Below are 21043 nucleotides of genomic sequence, written 5' to 3'. Positions count from 1 at the left end.
AGACAATGATCAAACATCTGGCGGCGGCTGCGCTGCTGCTTTCCACGGCGTGTCTTGCCATCGGCCCGGCCCGTGCCGCGGACCCCGGCATCACCGACACCGAGATCCTGATCGGCGACGTCGAGCCCTTGACCGGCCCGCCGGCGCTGCTCGGTGTCGCCGCCTCGATCGGCCACAGAATAGCGATCGCCGAGGCCAACGCCGCCGGCGGCATCAACGGCCGCAAGATCAAATATGTGCTGGAGGACGACGGCTACGTCACCGCGCGCACCATCCACGGCGTCAAGAAGGTGATCGATGTCGACAAGGTGTTCGCGATGATCGGCATCTCGGGCTCGGGCCAGTCGATCGCGGTGATGCCGGTGCTGGAGAAATCCGGTATCCCGACCGTGATCGACGTCGCGCCGGTGAAATTCTTATGGGAGCCGCCGCGCAAGAACGTGTTCGTGGTCGGCCAGTCCTACGAGGAAGGCATCGTCCACCTCGTCAACTTCCTCGCCGACAAGAATGCCGGCAAGAAATGGGGCCTGATCACCCAGGACGACGATTACGGCATCACCGTGCGCGACGGCTTCGATTCCGTGGTGAAGGCCAAGAAGCTGAACGTCGTCTACAGCGGCAATTACAAGAAGGGCCAGCAGGACTTCTCGTCCGACATGCTGCAGCTGAAGGATTCCGGCGCCGAGGTATTCCTGGCCGGCGGCATCATCGCGGAGAACATCGCGATGATGAAGGAGCTGGAGAAGCTCAGCATCAAGCCGGTGACCGGCATCTTCTGGCCCGGCCGCATCGAACCGGTGCTGAAACTGATGGGCCCGGCGGGCGACGGCATCTACGCGGTCGACTATGTCGAGCCGTTCGCGGGCGCGGCCGGCAAGGCGTTCCTGGAGAAAGCCAAGCCGCTGGTCTCGGAAGCCGAGTTCAAGGGCATCAACCGCTACACGATGACCGGCTATGCCGCGGCGAAGGTCCTGATCGCGGCGATCGAGCGCTGCGGCAAGCAGCCGACCTGGGCCTGCACCATTTCGGAGCTGGAGAAGACCAAGAATGTCGAGACCGGCGTGATGGCGCCGATCAGCTTTGGCCCCGGCGTCCGCTTCTCCAACCAGAAGCTGCAGATCATGCAGGCCGATGCAGCGACCCTCAGCTTCAAGCCGGTGAACTAGAACGATGAAGGTCCTGATCGTCTTTGCCCATCAGGAGGCGCAGTCCTTCAACGCGGCACTGCTGGCGCGGTCGGTGGCGGAGCTGACCGCGCTCGGGCACACGGTCAGGATCTCCGATCTCTACGCCATGCGGTTCAACCCGGTGGCAACCGCCGACGATTTTGGCGAACGGCGGTTTCCCGACCGGCTGCAATATGACCGCGAGCAGAAGTATAATCTGCAACAGGAGTCACTCAGCGGCGATATCACGGCCGAGATCGAGAAGCTGCTATGGTGCGACCTCCTGATCCTGCAGTTTCCGCTGTGGTGGTTCTCCGTCCCCGCCATCATGAAGGGCTGGATCGACCGTGTGTTCGTCAACGGCGCGATCTATGGCGCCGGCCGCCGCTACGACACCGGCGGCCTGGCCGGCCGCCGCGCCATGGTCGTGACCTCGACCGCCGCCTACCCCGGCATGTGCGCGCCGGACGGACTGGTCGGCGCGCTCGATGTGGTGCTATGGCCGATCCAGAACGGCACACTGGCCTATGCCGGCTGCAAGGTGCTGCCGCCCTTCGTGTCGTATTCAGTGAATTTCGTCGACGAGGCGACGCGGCACCGCTATCTCGATGAGTACGCCGCGCGGCTGCGGCAGCTCGAGGCCACCGAGCCGCTGTTCTTCCATCCGCTACAGGACTTTGGCCCGAATTGGCGCCTCGAGCCGGGCGTGATGGCGAAGGCGGTCGGTCAGGGCAGGCCTGCCAGCTAAGCGTGTATTCCCGAATCTGTGACGCGCAAAAGCGCTGCGACCTCCTCTTTCCACCCGACGGCAGCGTATTGCAGCCATCCAGAGAGGGCCCGCTGGCTGGCGGTGCGTCACATATATGCTTTCGAGACGGGCGTTACGGCATTATTATAGGAAAGTAATAGGCGTCGGGAGCGTTGACCTGAGCTCAGGCAGGAAGCAAGTCGACGCGAGGTGCTTGACGTCCGCTTGGATAACCCGCACACCCAGGCGGACCAACGACGCCTTCAATGCCCGCGATTTTGATTTTGCATTGCAAATCGGTCAGATAGTCATGGCCTCACGCTCGGGCACCCGGATCGCTCGAAAAGCCCGCTCCAAAGCTGAGGTGGATTTTGCCACCTGGCTTATGATGGCCAAGCTCGGCAGTTTCGATGACTTGCCGCCAAATGCGCAGGGGTTCTTGCTCAGCTATCGAGCCAGGCTCGAGCGGATGAGCGAGGCCGAGTCGAAAGTAGTGGCACTTCAAGAAGTCTACGTCAGTTATTATGGCGAGATGGGGGGCTGTGGCGCGGCGCCAGAACTGGATGCCCCCGCCAAATCCGGGGATAACGACACCGTGCAGTCCCAGAGACCGCGTAGGCCTCCGGCGGCTCGGCTGGCCGCCGGCGCTTCCGATAGACCGGCCGCCCGGATATCCGTACCGGCCCTGCTGATTTTCGCAGCCATGGTGGCCCTGATCGCCGCCTACGCGTTTCTGCCGAATTGAGAAATCTAACATCAGCTTCGCAAAGAGATCATCCAATGGAGCTCAACAGCGCAGATCTTTCGACAATCCTGAACCGCCTGCTGGATACGGCCGCGGACAATCTCAGGGTCGCAAAGATCTTGGTTCAACTGGGTCTCGATCCCAACAACATCACCTATGATGCGTTGTTCAATCGGCTGCTCGAAATTGTGCTGGCCAACATAACGCTTGCCAACATGTTTGCACTGGTCGGCGCCATCTTCTTTGTCGCCACCTTGCTGATGCAGACAATGGTGCCGCTGCGCATCGCGAATATGGCAGGCTGTTCATTCTTCGCGACCTTTGGCGCGCTCTCCGGAAACGTCGGCACTTTTCTCCTGTATCTCCTGATGGTGCCGATCAATGCCGTTCGCCTCCGTCAAATGCTCAGGCTCGTCAGAAAGGCACGTGACGCGGCGCAGGGTGACATGTCGATGGAATGGCTCAAACCGTTCATGACCGAACGCAAATACCGGCGGGGCGACAGATTATTCAAGAAGGGTGATGCGGCGACCGAAATGTTTCTCACCGTCACGGGGAGGTTTCTGGTCAAGGAGATCAACGTCGAGCTTCCGCCGGGACGTCTCATGGGAGAACTTGGCTTCCTTACGCCCAATAACCGACGGACCGGGACGGTCGAATGCATAGACGACGGACAAGTTCTCACTATCACCTATGACAGGCTGCTTGAACTCTACTTTCAGAATCCGCAATTCGGCTATTATTTCCTCATCCTGACCAGCCGGCGCCTGCTGGAAAATATCGAGCGGCTCGAAAAAGCCGTAGTACAACAAAATGCCGGACCGCAGGCAACGGCTGCCAGCGATGTGCCTTGAGACTCGTGCTATCCACGCTTCGCAAGGATAGCGCGTCACACTGCCGTGCACGCATTTTAGGTACGCCTGCGCGCGCCCATTCACATCCGCTTCGCGACTTCCTCCAGCATCACCTCGGTGGCGCCGCCGCCGATGGTCAGCACGCGGGCGTCGCGCACCATGCGCTCGATCGGAGTGCCGCGCATGAAGCCTGAGCCGCCGTGCAGTTGCAGGCAGCCATGCACGACCTCGTGCAGCACCTCCGGCGACAGCGCCTTGACCATCGACACTTCGCGCAGACACTCCTGTCCGGCCGCAGCGAGTTCGGCGGCCTGATAGGCCAGCGCCCGCGCCGCCGCTGCCTTGGCGGCAAGCTGGGCGAGCTTCAATCGCACCGCCTGCTGATTCCAGAGCGGACCGCCGAACGCCTGCCGCGTCTTTACATAGTTCGCCGTCAGCTCGATCGCCTTAGCGGATTCGCCGGCGCAGATGCCGCCGATGCAAATGCGCTCGTTCTGGAAGGTCTCCATGATGCCATAGAAGCCCTTGTTCTCCTCGCCGAGCAGGTTTTCCGCTGGCACGCGCACGTCCTGAAATGCGATTTCGGCGGTGTCCGAGCAGAGCCAGCCGTGCTTGTCGAGCTTGGTTGCCGTGATACCCGGCGTGTTGCGCTCGACGATGAACAGCGAGATGCCGCGGCTGCCCTTGGCATGCGGATCGGTTCGCGCGGCGACGATCAGGATGTCGCCATAGACCGCGTTGGTGATGAACATCTTGGCGCCGTTGATCACCCAACTATCGCCATCGCGCCGCGCACGCGTCTTCAGGCCGGCGACGTCGGAGCCGGCGTCCGGTTCGGTCACCGCGATCGAACAAACCGTCTCGCCGCGGATGATCGCCGGCAAATACTTCTGCTTCTGCTCCGGCGTGCCGCGCAAGGAGATGTGCACCGCCGACATGTCGGTGTGCACCAGGATCGAGGAGGTGAAGCCGCCAAAGCTCGAGCGTCCCAGCTCCTCGGCGAACACCATCGAGGCCAGCGGCCCCATGTCGGTGCCGCCATATTCGGCGGCGTGGCGCATGCCGAGAAAGCCGAGCGCGCCCATGCGGCGATAGATCTCGCGCGGGATCTTGCCGTCGCGCTCCCACGCCTCGGCATGCGGCACCACCTCCTTCTCGACAAAGCGACGAACCTGCTCGCGCAGCATGCGCAGCTCCTCGGGCAGATTGGGCTGCTCCGAGAAATGGAACTCGGCTTCGGTGAGCTGGCGCGGGTCCGAGGTCATGACGTTCATTGTGGCGCCCTCTGATGGCCGATGTGAAGATGCTTGCGCAGAAATTTCGCGAGGGATGCGATCGCCTGGCCCGCCTGCGGAATCTCCGGGAACATCTGGAATACGTGGATCATGCCGTCCCAGATCTGCAGCTCGACGTCGACGCCGGCGGCCTTCGCTTTTGCGGCCAGTTCCGTTGCGTCATCACGTACGGTCTCGCGGTCGCCGACTTGCACCAGCAACGGCGGCAGGCCGGCGAGATCGGCGTAAAGCGGCGAGGCCAGCGGATCACGGGGATCGCCGTCCTTGCCGAGATAGTTCTTCGCCAGCGCCAGGATCATCGCGCGCTGGTGGATCGGATCGACCTCGGCCCTGCTCTGATAGCTCGCGCCGGCAGCAGTGAGATCGGTCCAGGGCGACATCAGCGCGCCGGCGGCTGGTAGCGGCAAGCCTCGGTCGCGCGCCGCCAGCATCGCGGAAAGCACGAGATTGCCGCCGGCAGAGTCCCCGGCGAAGGCAATGTCCGCCGGACGCAATCCCTGATCTCGCAGATACCGATAGGCGATCAGCGCATCATCCAGCGCGGCGGGAAAGCGATGCTCCGGCGCAAGACGATAGTTGATGGTAAGTACACGGCAGCCGGATGCATCGGCGATCAGCGCGGCGAGATCGCGATGCGAGGCGACCGAACCGATCCGGAAGCCGCCGCCGTGAAAATAGAGCATCGCCTTGTCGCGCGGCGCATCCGCCGGCACGATCCATTCGCCATCGACGCCGCCGGCGGAGACCTGCCGGCAGATCACCGGCACCGAGCAGCCTGCGAAGGCCACGTCCCAATCGCTGCGCATCTGCGCCACTGACGTCTCGCGGGTCCAGTTGCGATAGATCGCGTGCAGGCGCACGATCGCACGATCGACCGGCGTGATTGCAATATCGTCGCCCGCACTACTCATCTCAGCCGCCGATACCCATGCCGCCCGACACGCCGAGCGTCTCGCCGGTGATATAGGCGGCCTGGTCGGAGGCCAGGAACAGCGCCGCAGCCGCAACCTCCTCCGGCTCGCCGAGCCGGCCGAGCAGCGTCGCGCCGGTCATCGCCTGCAGGATCTTGTCGCCGCCCTTCGCCACCGCCTGCTCCAGCATCGGCGTCCGGATCGGCCCCGGCGCGATCGCGTTCGCGGTGATGCCAAAGCGCGCATTCTCCCGCGCAATGCTCCGGGTAAACGAGATCACGCCGCCCTTGGCCGCAGAATAGACCGCGCCGCCCTTGGAGCCCAGCCTTGCCGCCTCCGAGGTGACATTGATGATGCGGCCGAATCTCGCCGCCTGCATCGCCGGCAACGCGGCGTGGGTGCAGGCCAGCACCGAGGTGAGATTGACCGCGATCAGCCGCGCCCAATCCTCCGCCGTGGTGTCGGTGAAGAAAGCGTGCTGATCGACGCCGGCGTTGTTGACGACAATGTCGAACGGGCCGTCCTGCGCCATCACGGCCTGCACCGCCGTTGCATCGCTGACGTCAAGCCCAGCAACGTCAGCGCCGGTCTCACGCGCGAGCTCCGAGGCCGCAGCGACGTCGAGATCGGCGATCACGACCCTGGCGCCGGCCCCGGCAAAGCTGCGGACAATCGCCGCGCCAATGCCACGCGCGCCGCCGGAGACGAAGGCACGGCGGCCATCGAGACGCCCGAATGGCAAGGTCGCCACCTCAGCGCCCCGTGAAGACAGGCTTGCGCCGCTCGATCACGGCGGCGAGCCCTTCGCGGGCATCGGCCATGCCCGAGAGCTCGGCAACCGTGCGCGCCTCTTCCGACAGGCACTGCTCGATGCTGGTGCCGGTGCCGGCCCAGACCAGCCGCTTGGTCGCCGCCAGCGCCTTCGGCGCGCCGGCCGCGAGCTCGCGTGCCAGCGCCAGCGATGCGTCGGCAAGCTCGGCATCGGGCACGACCTTGGTGACGATGCCCATCTGCAACGCTTCCGCCGCCGGGATCACAGGGTTGGTCAGCAGGATCGACATCGCCCGCCGCAGGCCGACCAGCCGCGACAGCGTCACGGAGACGCCCGCATCCGGCGCCATCGCCACCCGCGTGGCGCCCGCCAGAAATTTCGCCGATTCCGCCGCGATCACGATGTCAGACGCACAGACCAGGCCAAAGCCGCCGCCGCCCGCGGCAAAGCCCTGCACCGAGGCGATGACGGGCGCCTCCAGCCGCAGCAGGCCGGTCACCGCGTTCTGCAGATACGCGGTGGCCTGGCGGATATAGTCCGGCAGCTTCTCGCCCTTGGACGCAAAGGCGCGGACATCGCCGCCCGCGCAAAAGTTCGTGCCCTCGCCGCTCAGCAGCACGACGCGCAGATCCGGATGGCCGTGGCAGACCATGATGGCGTCGCACAGCGCGCTCAACAGCTCGGCGCTCATGCCGTTGGCCGCATCAGGACGGTTGAGCCGCAACCGCGCGATGCCGTCGGTGATGTCGAGCAGAACGGGACCCTTGTCGATCATGGCGAGACCTTCCCTAGAGCGAGGTCAGATTGAGGCGAATTGCGCTGGTGTGCTCCCTCTCCCCGTTCTTACGGGGAGAGGGTTGGGGTGAGGGGCCGCCTCCTCGTAAACGGTGACAGATAGATTCGCGGAGACTCCCCCTCACCCGGAACGCATCTTGCGATGCGTTCCGACCTCTCCCCGCAGGCGGGGCGAGGTGAAGTGGGATCCGTTGCTCGATGGGATTCAAATTCATCTTGCCCTAGACCAGGAACGAGAGCGTGTAGATCGCCTTGTCGTTGTTGACGAGGATGACCTTCTTGGAGGCCATCCGCAATTCGCCATCGACATGGCGCAAGCGGTATTCATTGCGCGCCGCCCATAGCGTGTCGTCGCGCAGGCTCGATTCGAAGATCAGGCTGTTGCTGGCGACCGCGATGTCGCCGTCGTCCGGCTGCTCGTCCATCAGTTCGATGTTGGAGATCAGCCGGCGCAGGTTCGACTGCGGCGTCTGGGTGAAGTGCTTGCCGGTCATCAGCTGGCGGACCCGCAGCGCGATCCGCGAGCGGTTGTCGTAGATGATCGACATCTGCCGTTCCGGATCGATGTCGGCGCCATTGGCCGGCACCCAATAGACGCCGTCGTCGGTCCAGAGCTTTTCCCAGGCCTCGTATTGATGCTCGTCCTGCAGCCGCGCCTCGCGATAGAGGAAGGCGGTGATGGCGCTCATCAACGTGGCGCTGCTCTCGCGCGACAGCATCAGGCAGGCTCCATCAGCTTGCGATAGTGGGTCCAGATCCCGCGCGACGGCACCTCATCGGTGACGTGGCCGACCGTGAAGCCGAGCTCGTCCTGCCGCTGGCGCTTCTCGCCGCGGCCGAGGAAGATCCATTCCGGGTTGCGCGCCAGCACGCCGCGGTGGCAGCGCTCGTACATCTCAGAGTCATCCGCGAGCAGGAAACCGGCCGGGCCGACCGAGCCCATGGTCTGCTGGCGCAGCCTTCGGTTCAGATCGGGCGCGCCCTTGAATTGCAGCGCGGTGACATGCTGCACGCTGTCGTCGACGCCGAGCGGCTGGATCACGAACATCTGGATCTCGGCGATGAACAGGTTCGGGAAGATCATCACATGCGGCGTGCCGTCGATCATGATCTGGCGCGCCGCGGTGTCGCCATAGGCGGCCTTCATCCGCGCCGTGTAGTCGGGCAACCGCTCCTCGCTGGTGCCGAACCAGCTCATCGGCGCGTCGCGCTTGCGAAACTCGGGCCGCAGGTCGATCTCGGTGTGGCCATTGCCGTAGTCGCGCGTCAGCGCGGTCGAGGCGCCGCCATAGAGCTTGCCGATCATGCTGTCGGCAACGCCGAAGATCGAGGTGTGCACGAAGGCCGGGTGATAGCCGTCGCACTCGTTCTCCAGGATGAACTTCCAGTTCGCCTTGACGCGATGCTTGAGGAAGCCCGCGGTGATCTCGACCTCGCCCTCCGGCGAGGTGCGCACCAGGCGGTCGATGGTCTCGGCGGCGGCGCCGAGATGCTCCTTCAAAGTCGGCCCATCGGCCGCGAACGAGCCGAACACAAAGCCGCGATAGGACTCGACCCGCGTCACCCGCCCGAGCGCGAGTTGCGACTTGTCCTGTCCCTCGTAACCATCAGGGAAGGCATAGCCTACCAAGCGGCCGTCATTGGCGAAGGTCCAGGAATGGAACGGACAGGTGAACGAGCGCGCATTGCCGCGCTCAAAGGAACAAACCTGGTTGCCGCGATGCGAGCAGCGATTCAGCAGCAGATTGACCTTGCCCTGCTCGTCGCGCGTCATGATCACCGATTGCGGGCCGATCGACTTGACGACGTAGTCGTTGGCGTTCGGGACCTCGCTCTCGTGGCCGACATAGACCCAGGTCCGGTACCAGATGCTCTTGAGTTCGGCCTCGAAGATCTCGGGATCGGTGTAGAGCGATCCATGGACCCGGTCGGGCCGGATCAGCCGTTCCCACGGCGGGACGCCGGTCATCATGTTCATCGCTCCGTCTCCCTCGCCGGCCGCTTGCCGCGGATGCCTTCGCCGGCCGTCAATAATAATCCGAACGACCGTTCGGTCAATTAATAACACGGTCGCCGCGGGCCGGCAAGCGTCTTTGCGAACGCTGCCGCTTATCCCCGGGGCGGCACACAAAGAGCAATTCCCGGTAGCCAGCTGTGCGGCAGCGTCAGCCCTGCGCCGCGCCGCCGTCGCGTTCGCCGCCTGCGATCTGCTGCAGCATCGACTTCGGCGTCGTCGCAAGCTCGATCTTGAGCTGGTCGCAGATCGCCCGCCGCAGCAGGCGCTCGATTCCTGTCGCGATGTCGCGGTCCGCCGCACGCGCATCCGCGCCGCTCGCCCAGAGCAGAAGCTGTCCGAGCCGCCGGTCGCCATCGTCGCGCAACGCCTCGATCGCGGCAGGGTCGGACATCTCGCCCTGGATGCGGGGCGTCGCCGGAATCTCCGGATGCGTCATGCCATCGGCCAATCGCGCGACCGCCGCGAAAGTATCGTCCTGTAGCCGCACCTGCTCGAGCAGCGGCCCGGCCTTCCAGTCGGCCGCGAGCTTGATGCCGTTCAGGGCATAGATCGCGGAGAACACCTGCCCGCGGACGAAATCATCGCTGCTGTTCGGCACAACATGGCTTTGCAGGGCATCGATGATGCCGTCGATCAGCCGCTCGAAAGATGCGCTCATGCCGCGGCCTCCAATGTGCGCTCGAACGCCCGCACGATCGAGGGCATCTGGCTTGCCATCACCGCAAGCCGCATGTCGTTGAAGCGATCGACCTCGAAGGCGCGCACCGCGCACATCTGGATCGCTGCCGCCTGGTACAGCGCATAGGCCTCGTAGAAGGCAAGGCTCTTGTCCGAAACCGGAATGCCGGAGGCGCGCTGATAGAGATCGATCACCTCGGCGCGCTCGAGCACGCCATAGAGCTTCCGGCTCCTGGCGTTGAAGGTCGGCATCATCGCCCAGGCCAGGTCTTCGTGAGGATCGCCGAGATGGGTGAGCTCCCAATCGAGAATGGCCGTGATCCGTCCCTGGTGCTCGATGAAGTTTCCGATCCGGTAGTCGCCATGCACGATGGTGCGGCGCGGCGGCGGCGGACAGTTGTCGTGCAGCCAGCGACCGCCCCAATCGAGCAGCGGATAATAGCGCCCGGTCGGGCGGGCGAGCGAGGCGCGCCAACCGGCGATCGCGCGCAACTCCGCGCGTTCCCCGCTTTGCTGCAGCGACGCGAAGGGCGTTGTGCTTGCGTCGATCCGGTGCAGCGAGGCGAGGATCTCGACGAACTGCCGGGCGATCGCGCGCTTGTGGTCCGGATCGAGCTCGCTCGCCGCCCAGGGCGCGGGAACGTCGCCCTCGACATGCGTGCAGATGAAGAATGGAAAGCCGATCTCGGCGCCATCCTGCGCCGAGGACACCAGCGCCGGAACCGGAACGCCGGTGCCGGCCAGCGACTGCAGCGCAGTGACCTGCGGCAGCACCGAGTAAGGCGCAAACAGCCCGTTCGGCGGGCCGACGCGGAGGATCAGCTTGCGGTCCCCATCGGCGGCTGAGCGGGCCACGAAGGCGTAGGTGATCCAGGAGAAGCCCGACGATTTTCGCCCGAAGCTCGTGATCTCCGTCTGCTGTCCGGATATCCGCGACAGATGCTGCGCAAGCGCCGACCGCACCGCATCGTCATTCACCTCGACCGGACGAACCGGCTCCGGTCCGGCACCCGGCACATCGTCGAATCGTTTGGTCGCCTCTTGCTTCAATTCACCGACCTCGTGTAGCCCTGCCACTTTTCCTCGCGCAGCGCCGACTTCATGATCTTGCCGGAGCCGGTCAATGGCAATGGCTCAAGACGGATGTCGACCGAGCGCGGGCATTTGTAGCCCGCGATCAGGGTGCGGCAGTGCGCGATCACGGTCTCCGGATCGAGCCGCGCGCCGTCCTTCGGCACCACGATCGCGTGCACCGCCTCGCCCCATTGCGGATCGGGCACCGCGATCACGGCGCATTCCCTGACATGCTCATGCTGGAAGATGGCGTTCTCCACCTCGCCGGAATAGACGTTCTCGCCGCCGGAAACGATCATGTCCTTCAGGCGGTCGACGATATAGACAAAACCGTCTTCGTCCATCCAGGCGCCGTCGCCGGTGTGCAGCCAGCCGTTGCGCAGCACGCGCGCGCTTTCCTCGGGCTTGCGCCAATAGCCGAGCATCACGCCGGCGCCGCGGATCGCGATCTCGCCGACCGTGCCGCGCGGCACCTCGTTGCCCGCCGCATCGACGATGCGGATTTCGACACCCGGCGCCGCCCGGCCCGCCGATTTGCGCTTTGCCGCCAGCGGCCCTTCCAGCGCGTGATATTCCCAGGGCAGGATCGTCGCCAGCGCCGCGCTCTCGGTCATCCCGTAGCCCTGGTGAAAGCGCCAGCTCGGCAGCACGCGCATCAGCTTAACCAGCAGCGCGTCCGGCATCGGCGAGGCGCCATATTCGCAATCCCTGACGCTGCCCAGATCATAGCTGCCGAAGGACGGCTGATTGAGCATCATGTTGAGCATGGTCGGCACGAACAGGCAGTAATCGACCTTGTGCTCGGCGATCGTCTTCATCGCGAGCTCGGGCTCGAACTTGGGGATCGTCACATGGGTGCCGCCGACCAAGGTCAGCGCGATCATCGGCGAGGTCCCGGCGAGATGGAACATACCGGCCGAGTGCAGATATCTGGTGTCTTCGCGGAAGCGGAGCGCGTAGATCCAGACCAGCGATTCATAGATGATGTTGGCGTGCGACAGCATCACGCCCTTGGGAAAGCCGGTGGTGCCGCCGGTGTAGAAGATTCCCGCAAGATCGTTGTAGGCGCCGGAAGCGTCCTCGACCGGCGCGTGCGCAATGAGCTCGTCAAAGCTCTGCATGCCGTCGGGAACCGGCCCCTCGTCGAGATAGATCATTGCGGTGAGTGATTTTGCGCCACGCAGGGCGGACGCGATGTCGGCGAACGCGTTGTCGACGAGCAGAAGTTTTGGCGTGGAATCGTCGATCGCATAGGCATTCTCGGCGACCGCCCAGCGCGTGTTGAGCGGCACCGCGACCGCGCCGGCCCAGGCGATGGCATAGAGCGCCTCGATGTAGAGATCGCTGTTGTGCGCGAGGATCGCGACGCGGTCGCCGGCCTCGATGCCGAGCCGCCGCAGCCCGCCCGCGGCACAGGCGACGCGCCGGCCGATCTCCTTCCAGCTCCGCGACCGTCCGGCATGGATGGTGCCGGGCGCATCCTTGCGCAACTGCACCGCCGAGATCAGCGCCTGCGTCAGCTTCATGTTTCCTCCTCGCCGTCATGCGGCCGCGTACGCGCGCGGATGTTTCCGTCGCACGTGAAGCCGATATGCCGCCCGGAGATTTAAGTTGATAATCCGGACAGACGGTCTATTATTACACAACCGACGCGACGGGTAAAGCCTTTGAAGGCTTCCACCGCCGGATCAACCAGCCCCGCAAAAGAGGGCGTCATGGGAGGGGAAGATGCGAAAGCCAGTGGTCACGCTTGCAGTGTGGGCGTTCGCGCTCACCGGTGCGCTCGGAACGGCTAACGCCCAGAAGGCCTATGGGCCGGGCGTCACCGACACCGAGATCATGCTCGGCGCCAATGCGCCCTACAGCGGCCCGGCGTCGATCTATGCGAGCTTCCCGAAAACCATGCTCGCCTATTTCGCGATGCTGAACGAGAAAGGCGGCATCAACGGCCGCCATATCAACTTCGTGACACGCGACGACGCCTATAGCCCGCCCAAGACCGTCGAGGTGACGCGCGCGCTGGTCGAGAACGACAAGGTGCTCGCGATCATGGCGCCGTTCGGCACGCCGACCAACGCCGCGATCCAGAAATATCTCAACAGCAACGGCGTCCCGCATCTGCTGGTGCAGAGCGGCGGCACCCGCTGGAACGATCCGAAGCATTTTCCCTGGACGACACCCTACTCGCCGACCTACGTCAACGAATCCCGGATCATCGCGCGCTACGTGCTGCGCGAGAAGCCGGACGCAAAAATCGGCGTGCTGCTGCAGGCCGACGACATCGGCAAGGACTTTGTGCTCGGCCTCAAGGAGGGGCTCGGCCCGAAAGCTGACACGATGATCGTCAAGGAGGCGATGTATCAATCGACCGAGCCGACGATCGACTCGCAGATCGTCAACCTGAAGGCCTCCGGCGCCGATACCATCCTGATCGCCGCGCAGAACAAGTTCGCCTCGATGGCGATCCGCAAGATCCACGAGCTCGGCTGGAAGCCGCTGATCTTCCTCGGCTCGACCGCGAATTCGATCGCCGGCGTGCTGGTGCCCGCCGGGATCGAGGCATCGACCGGCATCCTGACCACGACCTCCTACAAGACGCCGAACGATCCGGCCTGGGCCAGCGACAAGGGCATGATCGACTATCTCGCCTTCGCCGCGAACTATATGCCAGGCATCGATCCCAACGACGTGATCGCGGTGACCGGCTACACCACGGCGCAACTCGGCGCGATCATCCTGCAGCGCTGCGGCGACAACCTCACGCGGGAGGACGTGTTGAAGCAAGCTACCAATCTGAGCGGCATCGAGCTGCCGATGCTGCTGCCGGGCATCACCATCCAGACCACGCCGCAGGATTACGCGGCGATCATCGAACGCCGCTTCGCCCGCTTCGACGGCAAGACCTGGGTGCTGTTCGGCGACATCGTGGGTGCGGGCGCGGCCAAGGACTGACCTGCGCTACTCATCCGGCCGACCGAACCGGCTCAAACACCAAGGACAAGAACAATGCTGACAACCCAGGACGATCTCATCGGCCACCAGACGCCCGAACCGTTTGCCAAGGCAGGCGGCGGCGATGCCAGGTTTACCGAGCGTTACTGGTACACCGCGCACCCGATCGACGGCGCCGAGCTGCTGATCGATATCGGGCTCGGCTATTATCCGAACCGCAACGTGATGGACGGTTTTGCCGGCATCACCGTCGGCCGCCGCCAGCACAATTTCCGCGCCTCGCGCCGGCTCGGGACGCGCCCGCTGGAGACGGAGGTCGGCGGGCTCAGAATCGAGATCGTGGAGGGCATGGGCCTGCACCGGTCTCACTCGCCGACAACCCGTCCGGGATCAGCTTTCAGCTCGAGTTCAAGGCGAGCTTCCCGGCGGCGCAGGAGAAGCAGAATTTCCGCGAGCGCAACGGCGTGGTCGAAGAGGATCTCGCACGCGTCTCGCAATTCGGCCGCTGGCGCGGGTGGATCGTGGTCGACGGCAAGCGCACCAACATCGAACCCGAGCTGTGGTGGGGACAGCGTGACCGCTCCTGGGGCCTGCGCTCCGAGATGCGCACCGACGAGACCAGGCCACCGGTTGCGACCCATCGCAATTTCTTCTGGACCTGGTCGATGTTCCAGTTCGAGCAGTCGGCGCTGTCGATCTTCATCAAGGAGCGCACACCGGGCAAGCCGCATTACCTCTCGGGCACCGAGTTCCGCCGCGAGACCGACGGATCGGTGTCGCATCGCGAGGTCACCTCGGTCGAGCACAGGATCGAATGGGCCGACGATCCGCTTGGCCAGACCATCGCGGTAGCCGACTTTACCTTCGCCTTCGAGCGCGGCGAGCCGCGCCGCGTCAGGATGCATGGACTGCCGACGCGATTTTATCTCAAGGCCGGCATGTATGGCGGCCTGCAGGGGTGGACCCATGGCGACGACCGCGGCGAGAACCATGCCGCGCACGACGTCTGGAATCTCGACGACGCGGCAACCCGCGCCGTCGCGCGCACGCTGTCGGATCATGTCGTCCGGCTCGAAAGCGGCAACGAGACCGGATTTGGCATCAGCGAATACGGCGTGGCCGCCGGCTATCCGCTCTATCCGGGACCGCAGAAATTCCCGGCGATGTGATGGACGGGCAAGGCATCCGCGTCGCGGAGGGTAACGAAGCCGCGTGCGATCCGTGGGACGGCAAGGCGGCCGAGGCGCTGGTCTCGCTCGAGACCGTCGCACCGCTGCGCTATCGCAGCCGCTTCGGCGACGGCAATCTCAACGGCCGCTCCTATGGCGGCCAGATCCTCGGGCAGGCGATGATGGCAGCGACCCTCAGCGCGCCGGAGGATCGCCCGGCGGCGATGCTGCAGCTGGTGTTCCTGCGCGGCGCCGATCCTATCAGGCGCATCACCTTTGACGCCGAAGTGCTGCAGGACGGCAAGCGGTTCTCCTCGCGCCATATCGTCGGCAGCCAGGGCGACGGACGGACGGTGCTGAGCGCACAGGCCACATTCTGTGCACCGCAGCCGGGTCCGCGGCACGCGATGCCGTTCGCACCATCGGAGGATCCGGAGAGCCTGCCCGATCTGACCATGATCCCCGACGCGCTGATGGAGCAGCTGCGGCCGCTCGGTCCCTACTCTCCGCACATCAAGCCCAGCATGGATTTCCGGATCCCCGAGATCGAACGTCAGCTCTCGGCTGCGACGGCTGAGCCGCGCCTGCGCTTCTGGATCAGATGCAGGCAGCCACTCACGGCAGGTTCCCGCGCCCAGGCCGCGGTGTTCGCCTATCTCTCGGACTGGTGGCTCAACTTCTCCAGCGTCGGCGGACATCTCCGCGATTTGCAGTCGCGCGCCCCGCTCTATTTGTCGAGCCTCAACCATTGCATCTGGTTTCATCGTGCATTTTCACCCGACGCCTGGATGCATGTCGAAACCGAGAGCCCCTGCGCCGATGGCGGCCGTGGACTGTCGATTGCGCGCGTCCATGACCGCGATGGATCGATGCTCGCGACCTCGATCCAGGAAACCCTGATGGTGTATCCGGACGGCGATGCGTAGGTCGCGCCGGGACAGTTGAGCGCACGCCGTGATCGCGGCCGGGTTGCAGCCGCCGCGCGTCATCGGTTCCATCGTCTGTTGAATCCCGGCAACACACGCAAACAAAATGCGCGATCGTGCAGATTGCACGTCTTGAATCACGACTGTGCCGCATCTCTGTCAAATCCTGCCTGCGGGTGGCGCAACAAAAACACTATCGGGGAAAACTGACATGCAGCAGGCACCGTCGGGCGCACGGAGCGCGGATTCGTCTGGATATGTTCTCTACTTCCAGCTTGCCAGCAACGGCACCAGACGCGCGTGCAGTCTGACGATCCAGGCGGAAAGCGCCAACGAGGCGGCGCGGATCTTTCGCGAGAACTGGAGCGCAATCGAATCGATGGCGCGCGACGGCGTGAGCACGGGAGTGGTCGGCTCGGCGCCCGTCAGCCTGGCGATGTCGTGAGGCGCATCGCGCGCTCCATCGCTTACGCTTGAGGTGTGACAGGACAACGACCGCGGCCTCAGCTCGCGCAACCATTTAACGCGCGGACGCGACAATCAAGTCATGAGGTGCAAGGCTCGCGCAGACACGCGAGCCTTGCTGTTTCTTAGAACGATTCAAATCCAATCCAGTTAGAGAGATTCAAGTCTGCTCCGGTTCTTTTCGCGCGCGGCGACTGCTAGAGGCGCGGCGTGAATATGCTCGCGTGAATCGGAAGTACCAGAGTGCCTGTGAATGCTGATGGCCGCGTTGTCGACGACCGTCGAAATGCCGCCGACAAGGGCCGCACCCATCTGTTGATTGGGGCGGCATTCCTGCTCACCGATATCTCCGCCGTGGTGACGCCGGCAAACGCACAATCGAGCGTCCCGTTGCCGCCTGTTACGGTCGACCAGCCGACGCTGAAGCGCAAACCTGCGAGATCGGCGCAGCGGACGCAGGCAGCCGCCGCGGCACGCCAGCGCATGCGGAATGCCCAGCCAGCGCCACCGACGCCGTCGGAGCGGGCAGCGGCTGCCGCCGCAGTGCTCAACGAAGCCAAGCTGCACTATCGCGCGATGCCGAGCGCGACCACGCTCCGCAGCGGCGCCTCGCCGCTCGACACCTCGCAAACCGTCAACGTCGTGCCGGAGCAGGTGCTCAGGGATCAGCTGCCGCGGAACCTCGATGATGCGCTCGCCAATGTCAGCGGCGTCACCCAGGCCAACACACTGGCCGGCACCCAGGACGCGGTGATGCGCCGCGGCTTCGGCGACAATCGCGACGGCTCGATCATGCGCAACGGCATGCCGCTGGTGCAGGGCCGCAGCCTCAATGCGTCGGTCGAGAGCGTCGAGGTGCTGAAGGGTCCGGCGTCGCTGCTTTACGGCATCATGGATCCCGGCGGTATCGTCAACACGATCAGCAAGCGCCCCGAGCTCTATCAGCACGGCTCGGTGACCCTGCTCGGCTCGACCTACGCCAACTCGAAGACCGGCGCCGACGGCACCATCGACGTCACCGGCCCGATCGGTAATGGCGGCCTCGCCTATCGCTTCATCGGCTATGGCGTGAGCGAGGACTATTGGCGCAATTTCGGACGCCACCGCGAGATGCTGGTCGCACCGTCGCTGGCCTGGTACGGCGAGAACACCACTGTTCAACTCAACTACGAGCACCGTGAGTTCATCACGCCGTTCGACCGCGGCACGGCGTTCGTCAACAATGCCCCGCTGGCGATCCCCGCGACGCGCCGGCTCGACGAGCCCTTCAACAACATGTGGGGAACCTCCGACCTGATGCAGGCGTCGGTCGAGCACCGCCTGAACCAGGACTGGAAGTTGTTCGCCGCCTACAGCTACAACACCGAGACCTTCAGCGCCAACCAGCTCCGCATCACCGGCGTCAATGCCACGACCGGCGTCGAGACCCGCAGCAATGACGGCACGCAGGGCTCGCTCAGCAATGCGAGCTACGGCACCTCCTATCTGCAGGGCAATGTCTGGCTCGGCAATTTCCGCAACGAGATATTGTTCGGCGGCGATGGCCAGTACCGCACGATCTACCGCGACAATCTGATCCGGCAGGCGACGCCGAGCTTCAACTTCTACAATCCTGTCTACGGGCTGATCACGCCGGGCACCACAGTGTCCGCCGTCGACAGCGCGCAAACCGACAAGCTCGGCCAGTGGTCGCTGTTCTTCCAGGACACGCTGCATCTGACCGAACGCTTCGTGCTGGTCGGCGGCGTGCGCTACACGGACTACGACCAGATCGCGGGCAAGGGACGCCCGTTCATCACCAACACCAATGTCTCGCAAGACAAGGCGCTGCCGCTCGGCGGCGCGATCCTCAAGCTCACCGACGAGGTCTCGCTCTATGCGAGCTATACGCAGTCGCTGAAACCGACTTCGACCATCGCGCCGCTCACCGGAGGCGTCGTGATCGGCTCCAACATCGCCCCCGAAGAGGGCACCCAGTGGGAGACCGGCGTCAAGTTCGACTACAACAAGCGGATCTCCGGCACACTTGCGCTCTACGACATCAACAAGAAGAACGTGCTGGTCTCGCAGCTCAATCCCGCGACTGGCATCGTCGAGTACCGCACGGCCGGCAAGGTCCGCTCGCGCGGCGTCGAGCTCGACGTCACCGGCCGGCTCACCGACAACTGGAGCATGATCGGCAGCTACGGCTACACCGATGCGCGCGTGACCGAGGATCCGATGCTCGCCGGCAAGGCGCTGCAGAACGTTGCGCTCAACACCGCCTCGCTCTACCTCGTCTATGATTTCGGCACGGCGCTGCCCGGCCGGCTGCGTCTCGGCGGCGGCGCGCGCTATGTCGGCGACCGGCCGGGCGACGCCGCCAACAGTTTCGTGCTGCCGGCCTATACGGTGGCGGACGTCTTTGCGACCTACGAGACCAAGGTCCAGACCTTCCCGGTGATCTACCAGTTCAATGTCAAGAACCTGTTCGACACCATCTATTATCCTTCCGCCAACAGCATTCTGACAGTCGCGATGGGCGACGCGCGGCGCTTCTCGCTGTCGGCGACGGTGAAGTTCTGATGAGTGATGTCCGACGCCCGATCAAGGCCGCGCTGCTGCAGGTCCATTCCCTCGCCGGCCTTGCGCTGGCGCTGCTCTGGGCCGTGGTCGGCATCACCGGCGCGACGATGGCCTTCGAGGACGAGATCGAGGCCAGCCTGAACAGCCACATCATGCGCGTGGACGCCAGCACGACGCGGCGGCTGACGCCGGATGAGCTGGTCGCACGGCTGCAGGCGGCTGGCGACTTCGGCCGGGCTTCCGCCGTGACGATGTCGAGCGACCCGTCAGCGGCCGCACGCATCCGCTTCGCGGGCAGCGAAGGCGGGTCGCGGCCGTCCTCGGTCTATGTCGACCCCTATGACGGACATCTGCTCGGGTCGCCGCGCGGCGAGGACTTTTTCGCTACCGTCCGCAAGCTGCATCGCTGGCTGCTGCTGCCCGGCGACGGCAATGGCATCGGCCGCAAGATCACCGGGTCCGCCGCGATCTGCCTGATCGTGATGCTGATATCAGGCCTCGTGCTGCGCTGGCCGCATCGTGCGCGCAGCGTGAAGATGTGGCTGAAGCCAAACCTCGCACTGCGCGGGCGCGGCCTGCACCGCTCGCTGCACGCCGTGATCGGCACCTGGGTACTGCCGGTCTATCTGGTGATGACGCTGACCGGCCTGTGGTACTCGTTCGAATGGTACAAGGCCGGCGCCAACTGGCTGCTGGCGCGGCCCGCAACGACGACGGCTGCGATGCAGCCCAAGCCGTCGCGCGCCGCCGCAGCCGACGGCAAAGCGGATGCAAACGCCGACGCGAGGCCGCTCACCTTCGATCGTGTCTGGACGGCATTCCTGGCGCAGGAGGGCGACCAGTACGGCAGGGCTCTGCTGACGATGCCGGCCGGTGCCGGTACGTCGGTGCGCGTACGGTCATGGCCGCGGAATTCGTCGCTCGAGAGCGTGCGTGACGAATTCCGCATCGATGCCCTCACCGGACGCGTGATCTCGTCGGATCGCTACGGCGACAAGACGTTTGGCGAGCGCATCCTAGCCAGCGTGCTCGACATCCACCGCGGCGCCATCCTGGGGTGGCCCGGCAAGCTCGCCTTCATGCTGGCCGCCGCCATGATGCCGCTATTCGCCGTGACCGGTCTCCTGCTCTATCTGTCGCGTCGCAGACACCGCCGCCTCGCGCGGCAGCCGGTCGGTCACCTCGTTCCGGGCGAATGAACCGCGATCAGCCGAGGCCGCACGTCGCGAGCCGGACGCGCAATTCGGCGTCCGTCTCGGCCGCGAGCTCGAGCAATCCGCGATAGGGATCGCCCGAGATCCCGAGCACGGCGGCAAAGGCAGGCTCAGTCTTGAGGCCATGTGCCCTCAACCTGCCGACGGCGCGCCGCAGCCGTCCGTCATCAAGCGCGAGTAGCCGCCGCTCGACCTCGAAATGGATCCAGCCCTGCTGCTGGTGCACGGGACGCTGCTCACCGAACAGTTCGAACGGCCAGCCGTCCCACACAAAGCGGGCAATCGCCGGCCGCGATCCCGAGGTCCATCGGTAAAGGACGAAATCATCGGCCGATTGATAGTGGCTCCAGACGATTTCCGCGAAAGCGTTCGGATCGGGCGCATGGCAGACGATATCGATGTCGCTGCCCGGCACGGCAAGCCCGAGCGGCAGCGTTCCGACGATGCGCGGATCGAACGGCCTGAGCAGTTCCATCACAGCAGAGTTGGTGACGGCGGATGCGTAGTGCCCGACACTCATCGCGTGGCATGCCCTCGAGATCGCGGCAATGCAAATACCACGCTCGCGCGGAATGCGGGAGCTCCGCCTGGCGGGAAACGTCTTTGCAAAACGTTGCGGGGCGATCTCGACCGCGTCACCGTGGTCAAAAATCGCCCCGCCGCCGGCGGACAGGGAGGCTGCTCGCAAGCCAGCCCG

Annotated in this window: 21 protein-coding genes; 10 read left to right on the top strand and 11 right to left on the bottom strand. The window is 64.7% G+C overall.

Annotated features, from left to right (window positions below; genetic code table 11):
* Positions 1-5 precede the first annotated feature (5 nt).
* From WDM24_RS10590 to WDM24_RS10575, 4 genes are all read left to right on the top strand, one after another.
* Positions 6-1166, top strand: coding sequence for an ABC transporter substrate-binding protein (locus WDM24_RS10590; RefSeq protein ID WP_338831133.1), 1161 nt, complete (start codon positions 6-8; stop codon positions 1164-1166).
* Positions 1167-1170: 4 nt separating this feature from the next.
* Complete coding sequence (locus tag WDM24_RS10585; protein WP_338831132.1) at positions 1171-1914, top strand: NAD(P)H-dependent oxidoreductase; 744 nt, start codon at positions 1171-1173, stop codon at positions 1912-1914.
* 310 nt (positions 1915-2224) lie between these two features.
* Positions 2225-2659 (top strand): hypothetical protein, encoded by a 435-nt coding sequence (locus tag WDM24_RS10580; protein ID WP_338832364.1) that lies wholly within the window; start codon positions 2225-2227, stop codon positions 2657-2659.
* 35 nt (positions 2660-2694) lie between these two features.
* Positions 2695-3513: a cyclic nucleotide-binding domain-containing protein gene (locus tag WDM24_RS10575; RefSeq protein ID WP_338831131.1), complete on the top strand. Its 819-nt coding sequence runs from the start codon at positions 2695-2697 to the stop codon at positions 3511-3513.
* 80 nt (positions 3514-3593) lie between these two features.
* On the opposite strand, the gene WDM24_RS10570 is transcribed toward WDM24_RS10575, so the two are convergent.
* The 9 genes from WDM24_RS10570 to WDM24_RS10530 form a co-directional block, all read right to left on the bottom strand.
* The gene (locus WDM24_RS10570; protein ID WP_210297437.1) at positions 3594-4787 is read right to left on the bottom strand and encodes an acyl-CoA dehydrogenase family protein; all 1194 of its coding nucleotides are present in this window, start codon (positions 4785-4787) and stop codon (positions 3594-3596) included.
* Complete coding sequence (locus tag WDM24_RS10565) at positions 4784-5719, bottom strand: alpha/beta hydrolase (RefSeq protein ID WP_338831129.1); 936 nt, start codon at positions 5717-5719, stop codon at positions 4784-4786. The genes WDM24_RS10570 and WDM24_RS10565 overlap by 4 nt, the downstream gene beginning before the upstream one ends.
* Before the next feature lies 1 nt (position 5720).
* Positions 5721-6470 carry an SDR family NAD(P)-dependent oxidoreductase gene (locus WDM24_RS10560; protein ID WP_338831128.1) on the bottom strand — a complete coding sequence of 250 codons (750 nt, stop codon included), beginning with the start codon at positions 6468-6470 and terminating at the stop codon, positions 5721-5723.
* Position 6471: 1 nt separating this feature from the next.
* Entirely contained in the window at positions 6472-7266 is a 795-nt protein-coding gene (locus WDM24_RS10555) for an enoyl-CoA hydratase/isomerase family protein (RefSeq protein ID WP_207835781.1), read from the bottom strand.
* Between the two features lie 241 nt (positions 7267-7507).
* A complete protein-coding gene (locus tag WDM24_RS10550) occupies positions 7508-8005 on the bottom strand; it encodes an aromatic-ring-hydroxylating dioxygenase subunit beta (RefSeq protein WP_157340290.1) in 498 nt (165 codons plus the stop codon).
* Positions 8005-9264, bottom strand: coding sequence for an aromatic ring-hydroxylating oxygenase subunit alpha (locus tag WDM24_RS10545; protein WP_338831125.1), 1260 nt, complete (start codon positions 9262-9264; stop codon positions 8005-8007). Before WDM24_RS10545 ends, WDM24_RS10550 begins: the two co-directional genes overlap by 1 nt.
* 187 nt (positions 9265-9451) lie before the next feature.
* Positions 9452-9961, bottom strand: coding sequence for a hypothetical protein (locus WDM24_RS10540; RefSeq protein WP_338831124.1), 510 nt, complete (start codon positions 9959-9961; stop codon positions 9452-9454).
* On the bottom strand, positions 9958-11031 hold the full coding sequence (locus WDM24_RS10535; protein ID WP_338831123.1) for a phosphotransferase family protein: 1074 nt from the start codon (positions 11029-11031) through the stop codon (positions 9958-9960). The genes WDM24_RS10540 and WDM24_RS10535 overlap by 4 nt, the downstream gene beginning before the upstream one ends.
* A complete protein-coding gene (locus WDM24_RS10530) occupies positions 11028-12581 on the bottom strand; it encodes a long-chain fatty acid--CoA ligase (protein ID WP_338831122.1) in 1554 nt (517 codons plus the stop codon). Before WDM24_RS10530 ends, WDM24_RS10535 begins: the two co-directional genes overlap by 4 nt.
* Before the next feature lie 202 nt (positions 12582-12783).
* Between WDM24_RS10530 and WDM24_RS10525 the strand changes: the two genes are divergently transcribed.
* Positions 12784-14007 (top strand): ABC transporter substrate-binding protein, encoded by a 1224-nt coding sequence (locus WDM24_RS10525; protein WP_338831121.1) that lies wholly within the window; start codon positions 12784-12786, stop codon positions 14005-14007.
* Positions 14008-14013: 6 nt separating this feature from the next.
* On the opposite strand, the gene WDM24_RS10520 is transcribed toward WDM24_RS10525, so the two are convergent.
* The gene (locus WDM24_RS10520) at positions 14014-14367 is read right to left on the bottom strand and encodes a hypothetical protein (protein WP_338831120.1); all 354 of its coding nucleotides are present in this window, start codon (positions 14365-14367) and stop codon (positions 14014-14016) included.
* Between the two features lie 104 nt (positions 14368-14471).
* Here WDM24_RS10520 and WDM24_RS10515 point away from each other — a divergent pair, with 104 nt between their 5' ends.
* The 5 genes from WDM24_RS10515 to WDM24_RS10495 all read left to right on the top strand — a co-directional run bounded on the left by WDM24_RS10515 (position 14472) and on the right by WDM24_RS10495 (position 20331).
* A complete protein-coding gene (locus WDM24_RS10515) occupies positions 14472-15176 on the top strand; it encodes a hypothetical protein (RefSeq protein ID WP_338831119.1) in 705 nt (234 codons plus the stop codon).
* On the top strand, positions 15176-16102 hold the full coding sequence (locus WDM24_RS10510; protein ID WP_338831118.1) for an acyl-CoA thioesterase: 927 nt from the start codon (positions 15176-15178) through the stop codon (positions 16100-16102). The genes WDM24_RS10515 and WDM24_RS10510 overlap by 1 nt, the downstream gene beginning before the upstream one ends.
* Before the next feature lie 211 nt (positions 16103-16313).
* Positions 16314-16547, top strand: a complete 234-nt coding sequence (locus tag WDM24_RS10505; RefSeq protein WP_338697369.1) for a hypothetical protein — start codon at positions 16314-16316, stop codon at positions 16545-16547.
* Positions 16548-16816: 269 nt separating this feature from the next.
* On the top strand, positions 16817-19132 hold the full coding sequence (locus tag WDM24_RS10500) for a TonB-dependent siderophore receptor (protein ID WP_338832363.1): 2316 nt from the start codon (positions 16817-16819) through the stop codon (positions 19130-19132).
* The gene (locus WDM24_RS10495) at positions 19132-20331 is read left to right on the top strand and encodes a PepSY-associated TM helix domain-containing protein (protein ID WP_338831117.1); all 1200 of its coding nucleotides are present in this window, start codon (positions 19132-19134) and stop codon (positions 20329-20331) included. Before WDM24_RS10500 ends, WDM24_RS10495 begins: the two co-directional genes overlap by 1 nt.
* A 7-nt stretch (positions 20332-20338) precedes the next feature.
* Here the strand turns inward: WDM24_RS10495 and WDM24_RS10490 are convergent, their stop codons facing one another.
* A complete protein-coding gene (locus tag WDM24_RS10490) occupies positions 20339-20866 on the bottom strand; it encodes a DUF4269 domain-containing protein (protein WP_338831116.1) in 528 nt (175 codons plus the stop codon).
* Positions 20867-21043 lie beyond the last annotated feature (177 nt).

Source organism: Bradyrhizobium sp. 27S5 (assembly GCF_037217225.1).
Taxonomy (GTDB): Bacteria; Pseudomonadota; Alphaproteobacteria; order Rhizobiales; family Xanthobacteraceae; genus Bradyrhizobium; species Bradyrhizobium septentrionale.
The sequence above is the reverse complement of the archived record's forward strand: the minus strand, read 5'-3'. Positions and strand labels throughout refer to the sequence as shown.

Excerpts from the sequence above, each read along its gene's own strand:
- WDM24_RS10590 (WP_338831133.1), top strand. The coding sequence starts at position 6 with ATGATCAAACATCTGGCGGCGGCTGCGCTGCTGCTTTCCACGGCGTGT.
- WDM24_RS10585 (WP_338831132.1), top strand. The coding sequence starts at position 1,171 with ATGAAGGTCCTGATCGTCTTTGCCCATCAGGAGGCGCAGTCCTTCAAC.
- WDM24_RS10580 (WP_338832364.1), top strand. The coding sequence starts at position 2,225 with ATGGCCTCACGCTCGGGCACCCGGATCGCTCGAAAAGCCCGCTCCAAA.
- WDM24_RS10575 (WP_338831131.1), top strand. The coding sequence starts at position 2,695 with ATGGAGCTCAACAGCGCAGATCTTTCGACAATCCTGAACCGCCTGCTG.
- WDM24_RS10570 (WP_210297437.1), bottom strand. The coding sequence starts at position 4,787 with ATGAACGTCATGACCTCGGACCCGCGCCAGCTCACCGAAGCCGAGTTC.
- WDM24_RS10565 (WP_338831129.1), bottom strand. The coding sequence starts at position 5,719 with ATGAGTAGTGCGGGCGACGATATTGCAATCACGCCGGTCGATCGTGCG.
- WDM24_RS10555 (WP_207835781.1), bottom strand. The coding sequence starts at position 7,266 with ATGATCGACAAGGGTCCCGTTCTGCTCGACATCACCGACGGCATCGCG.
- WDM24_RS10550 (WP_157340290.1), bottom strand. The coding sequence starts at position 8,005 with ATGCTGTCGCGCGAGAGCAGCGCCACGTTGATGAGCGCCATCACCGCC.
- WDM24_RS10545 (WP_338831125.1), bottom strand. The coding sequence starts at position 9,264 with ATGAACATGATGACCGGCGTCCCGCCGTGGGAACGGCTGATCCGGCCC.
- WDM24_RS10540 (WP_338831124.1), bottom strand. The coding sequence starts at position 9,961 with ATGAGCGCATCTTTCGAGCGGCTGATCGACGGCATCATCGATGCCCTG.
- WDM24_RS10530 (WP_338831122.1), bottom strand. The coding sequence starts at position 12,581 with ATGAAGCTGACGCAGGCGCTGATCTCGGCGGTGCAGTTGCGCAAGGAT.
- WDM24_RS10525 (WP_338831121.1), top strand. The coding sequence starts at position 12,784 with ATGCGAAAGCCAGTGGTCACGCTTGCAGTGTGGGCGTTCGCGCTCACC.
- WDM24_RS10510 (WP_338831118.1), top strand. The coding sequence starts at position 15,176 with ATGGACGGGCAAGGCATCCGCGTCGCGGAGGGTAACGAAGCCGCGTGC.
- WDM24_RS10505 (WP_338697369.1), top strand. The coding sequence starts at position 16,314 with ATGCAGCAGGCACCGTCGGGCGCACGGAGCGCGGATTCGTCTGGATAT.
- WDM24_RS10495 (WP_338831117.1), top strand. The coding sequence starts at position 19,132 with ATGAGTGATGTCCGACGCCCGATCAAGGCCGCGCTGCTGCAGGTCCAT.
- WDM24_RS10490 (WP_338831116.1), bottom strand. The coding sequence starts at position 20,866 with ATGAGTGTCGGGCACTACGCATCCGCCGTCACCAACTCTGCTGTGATG.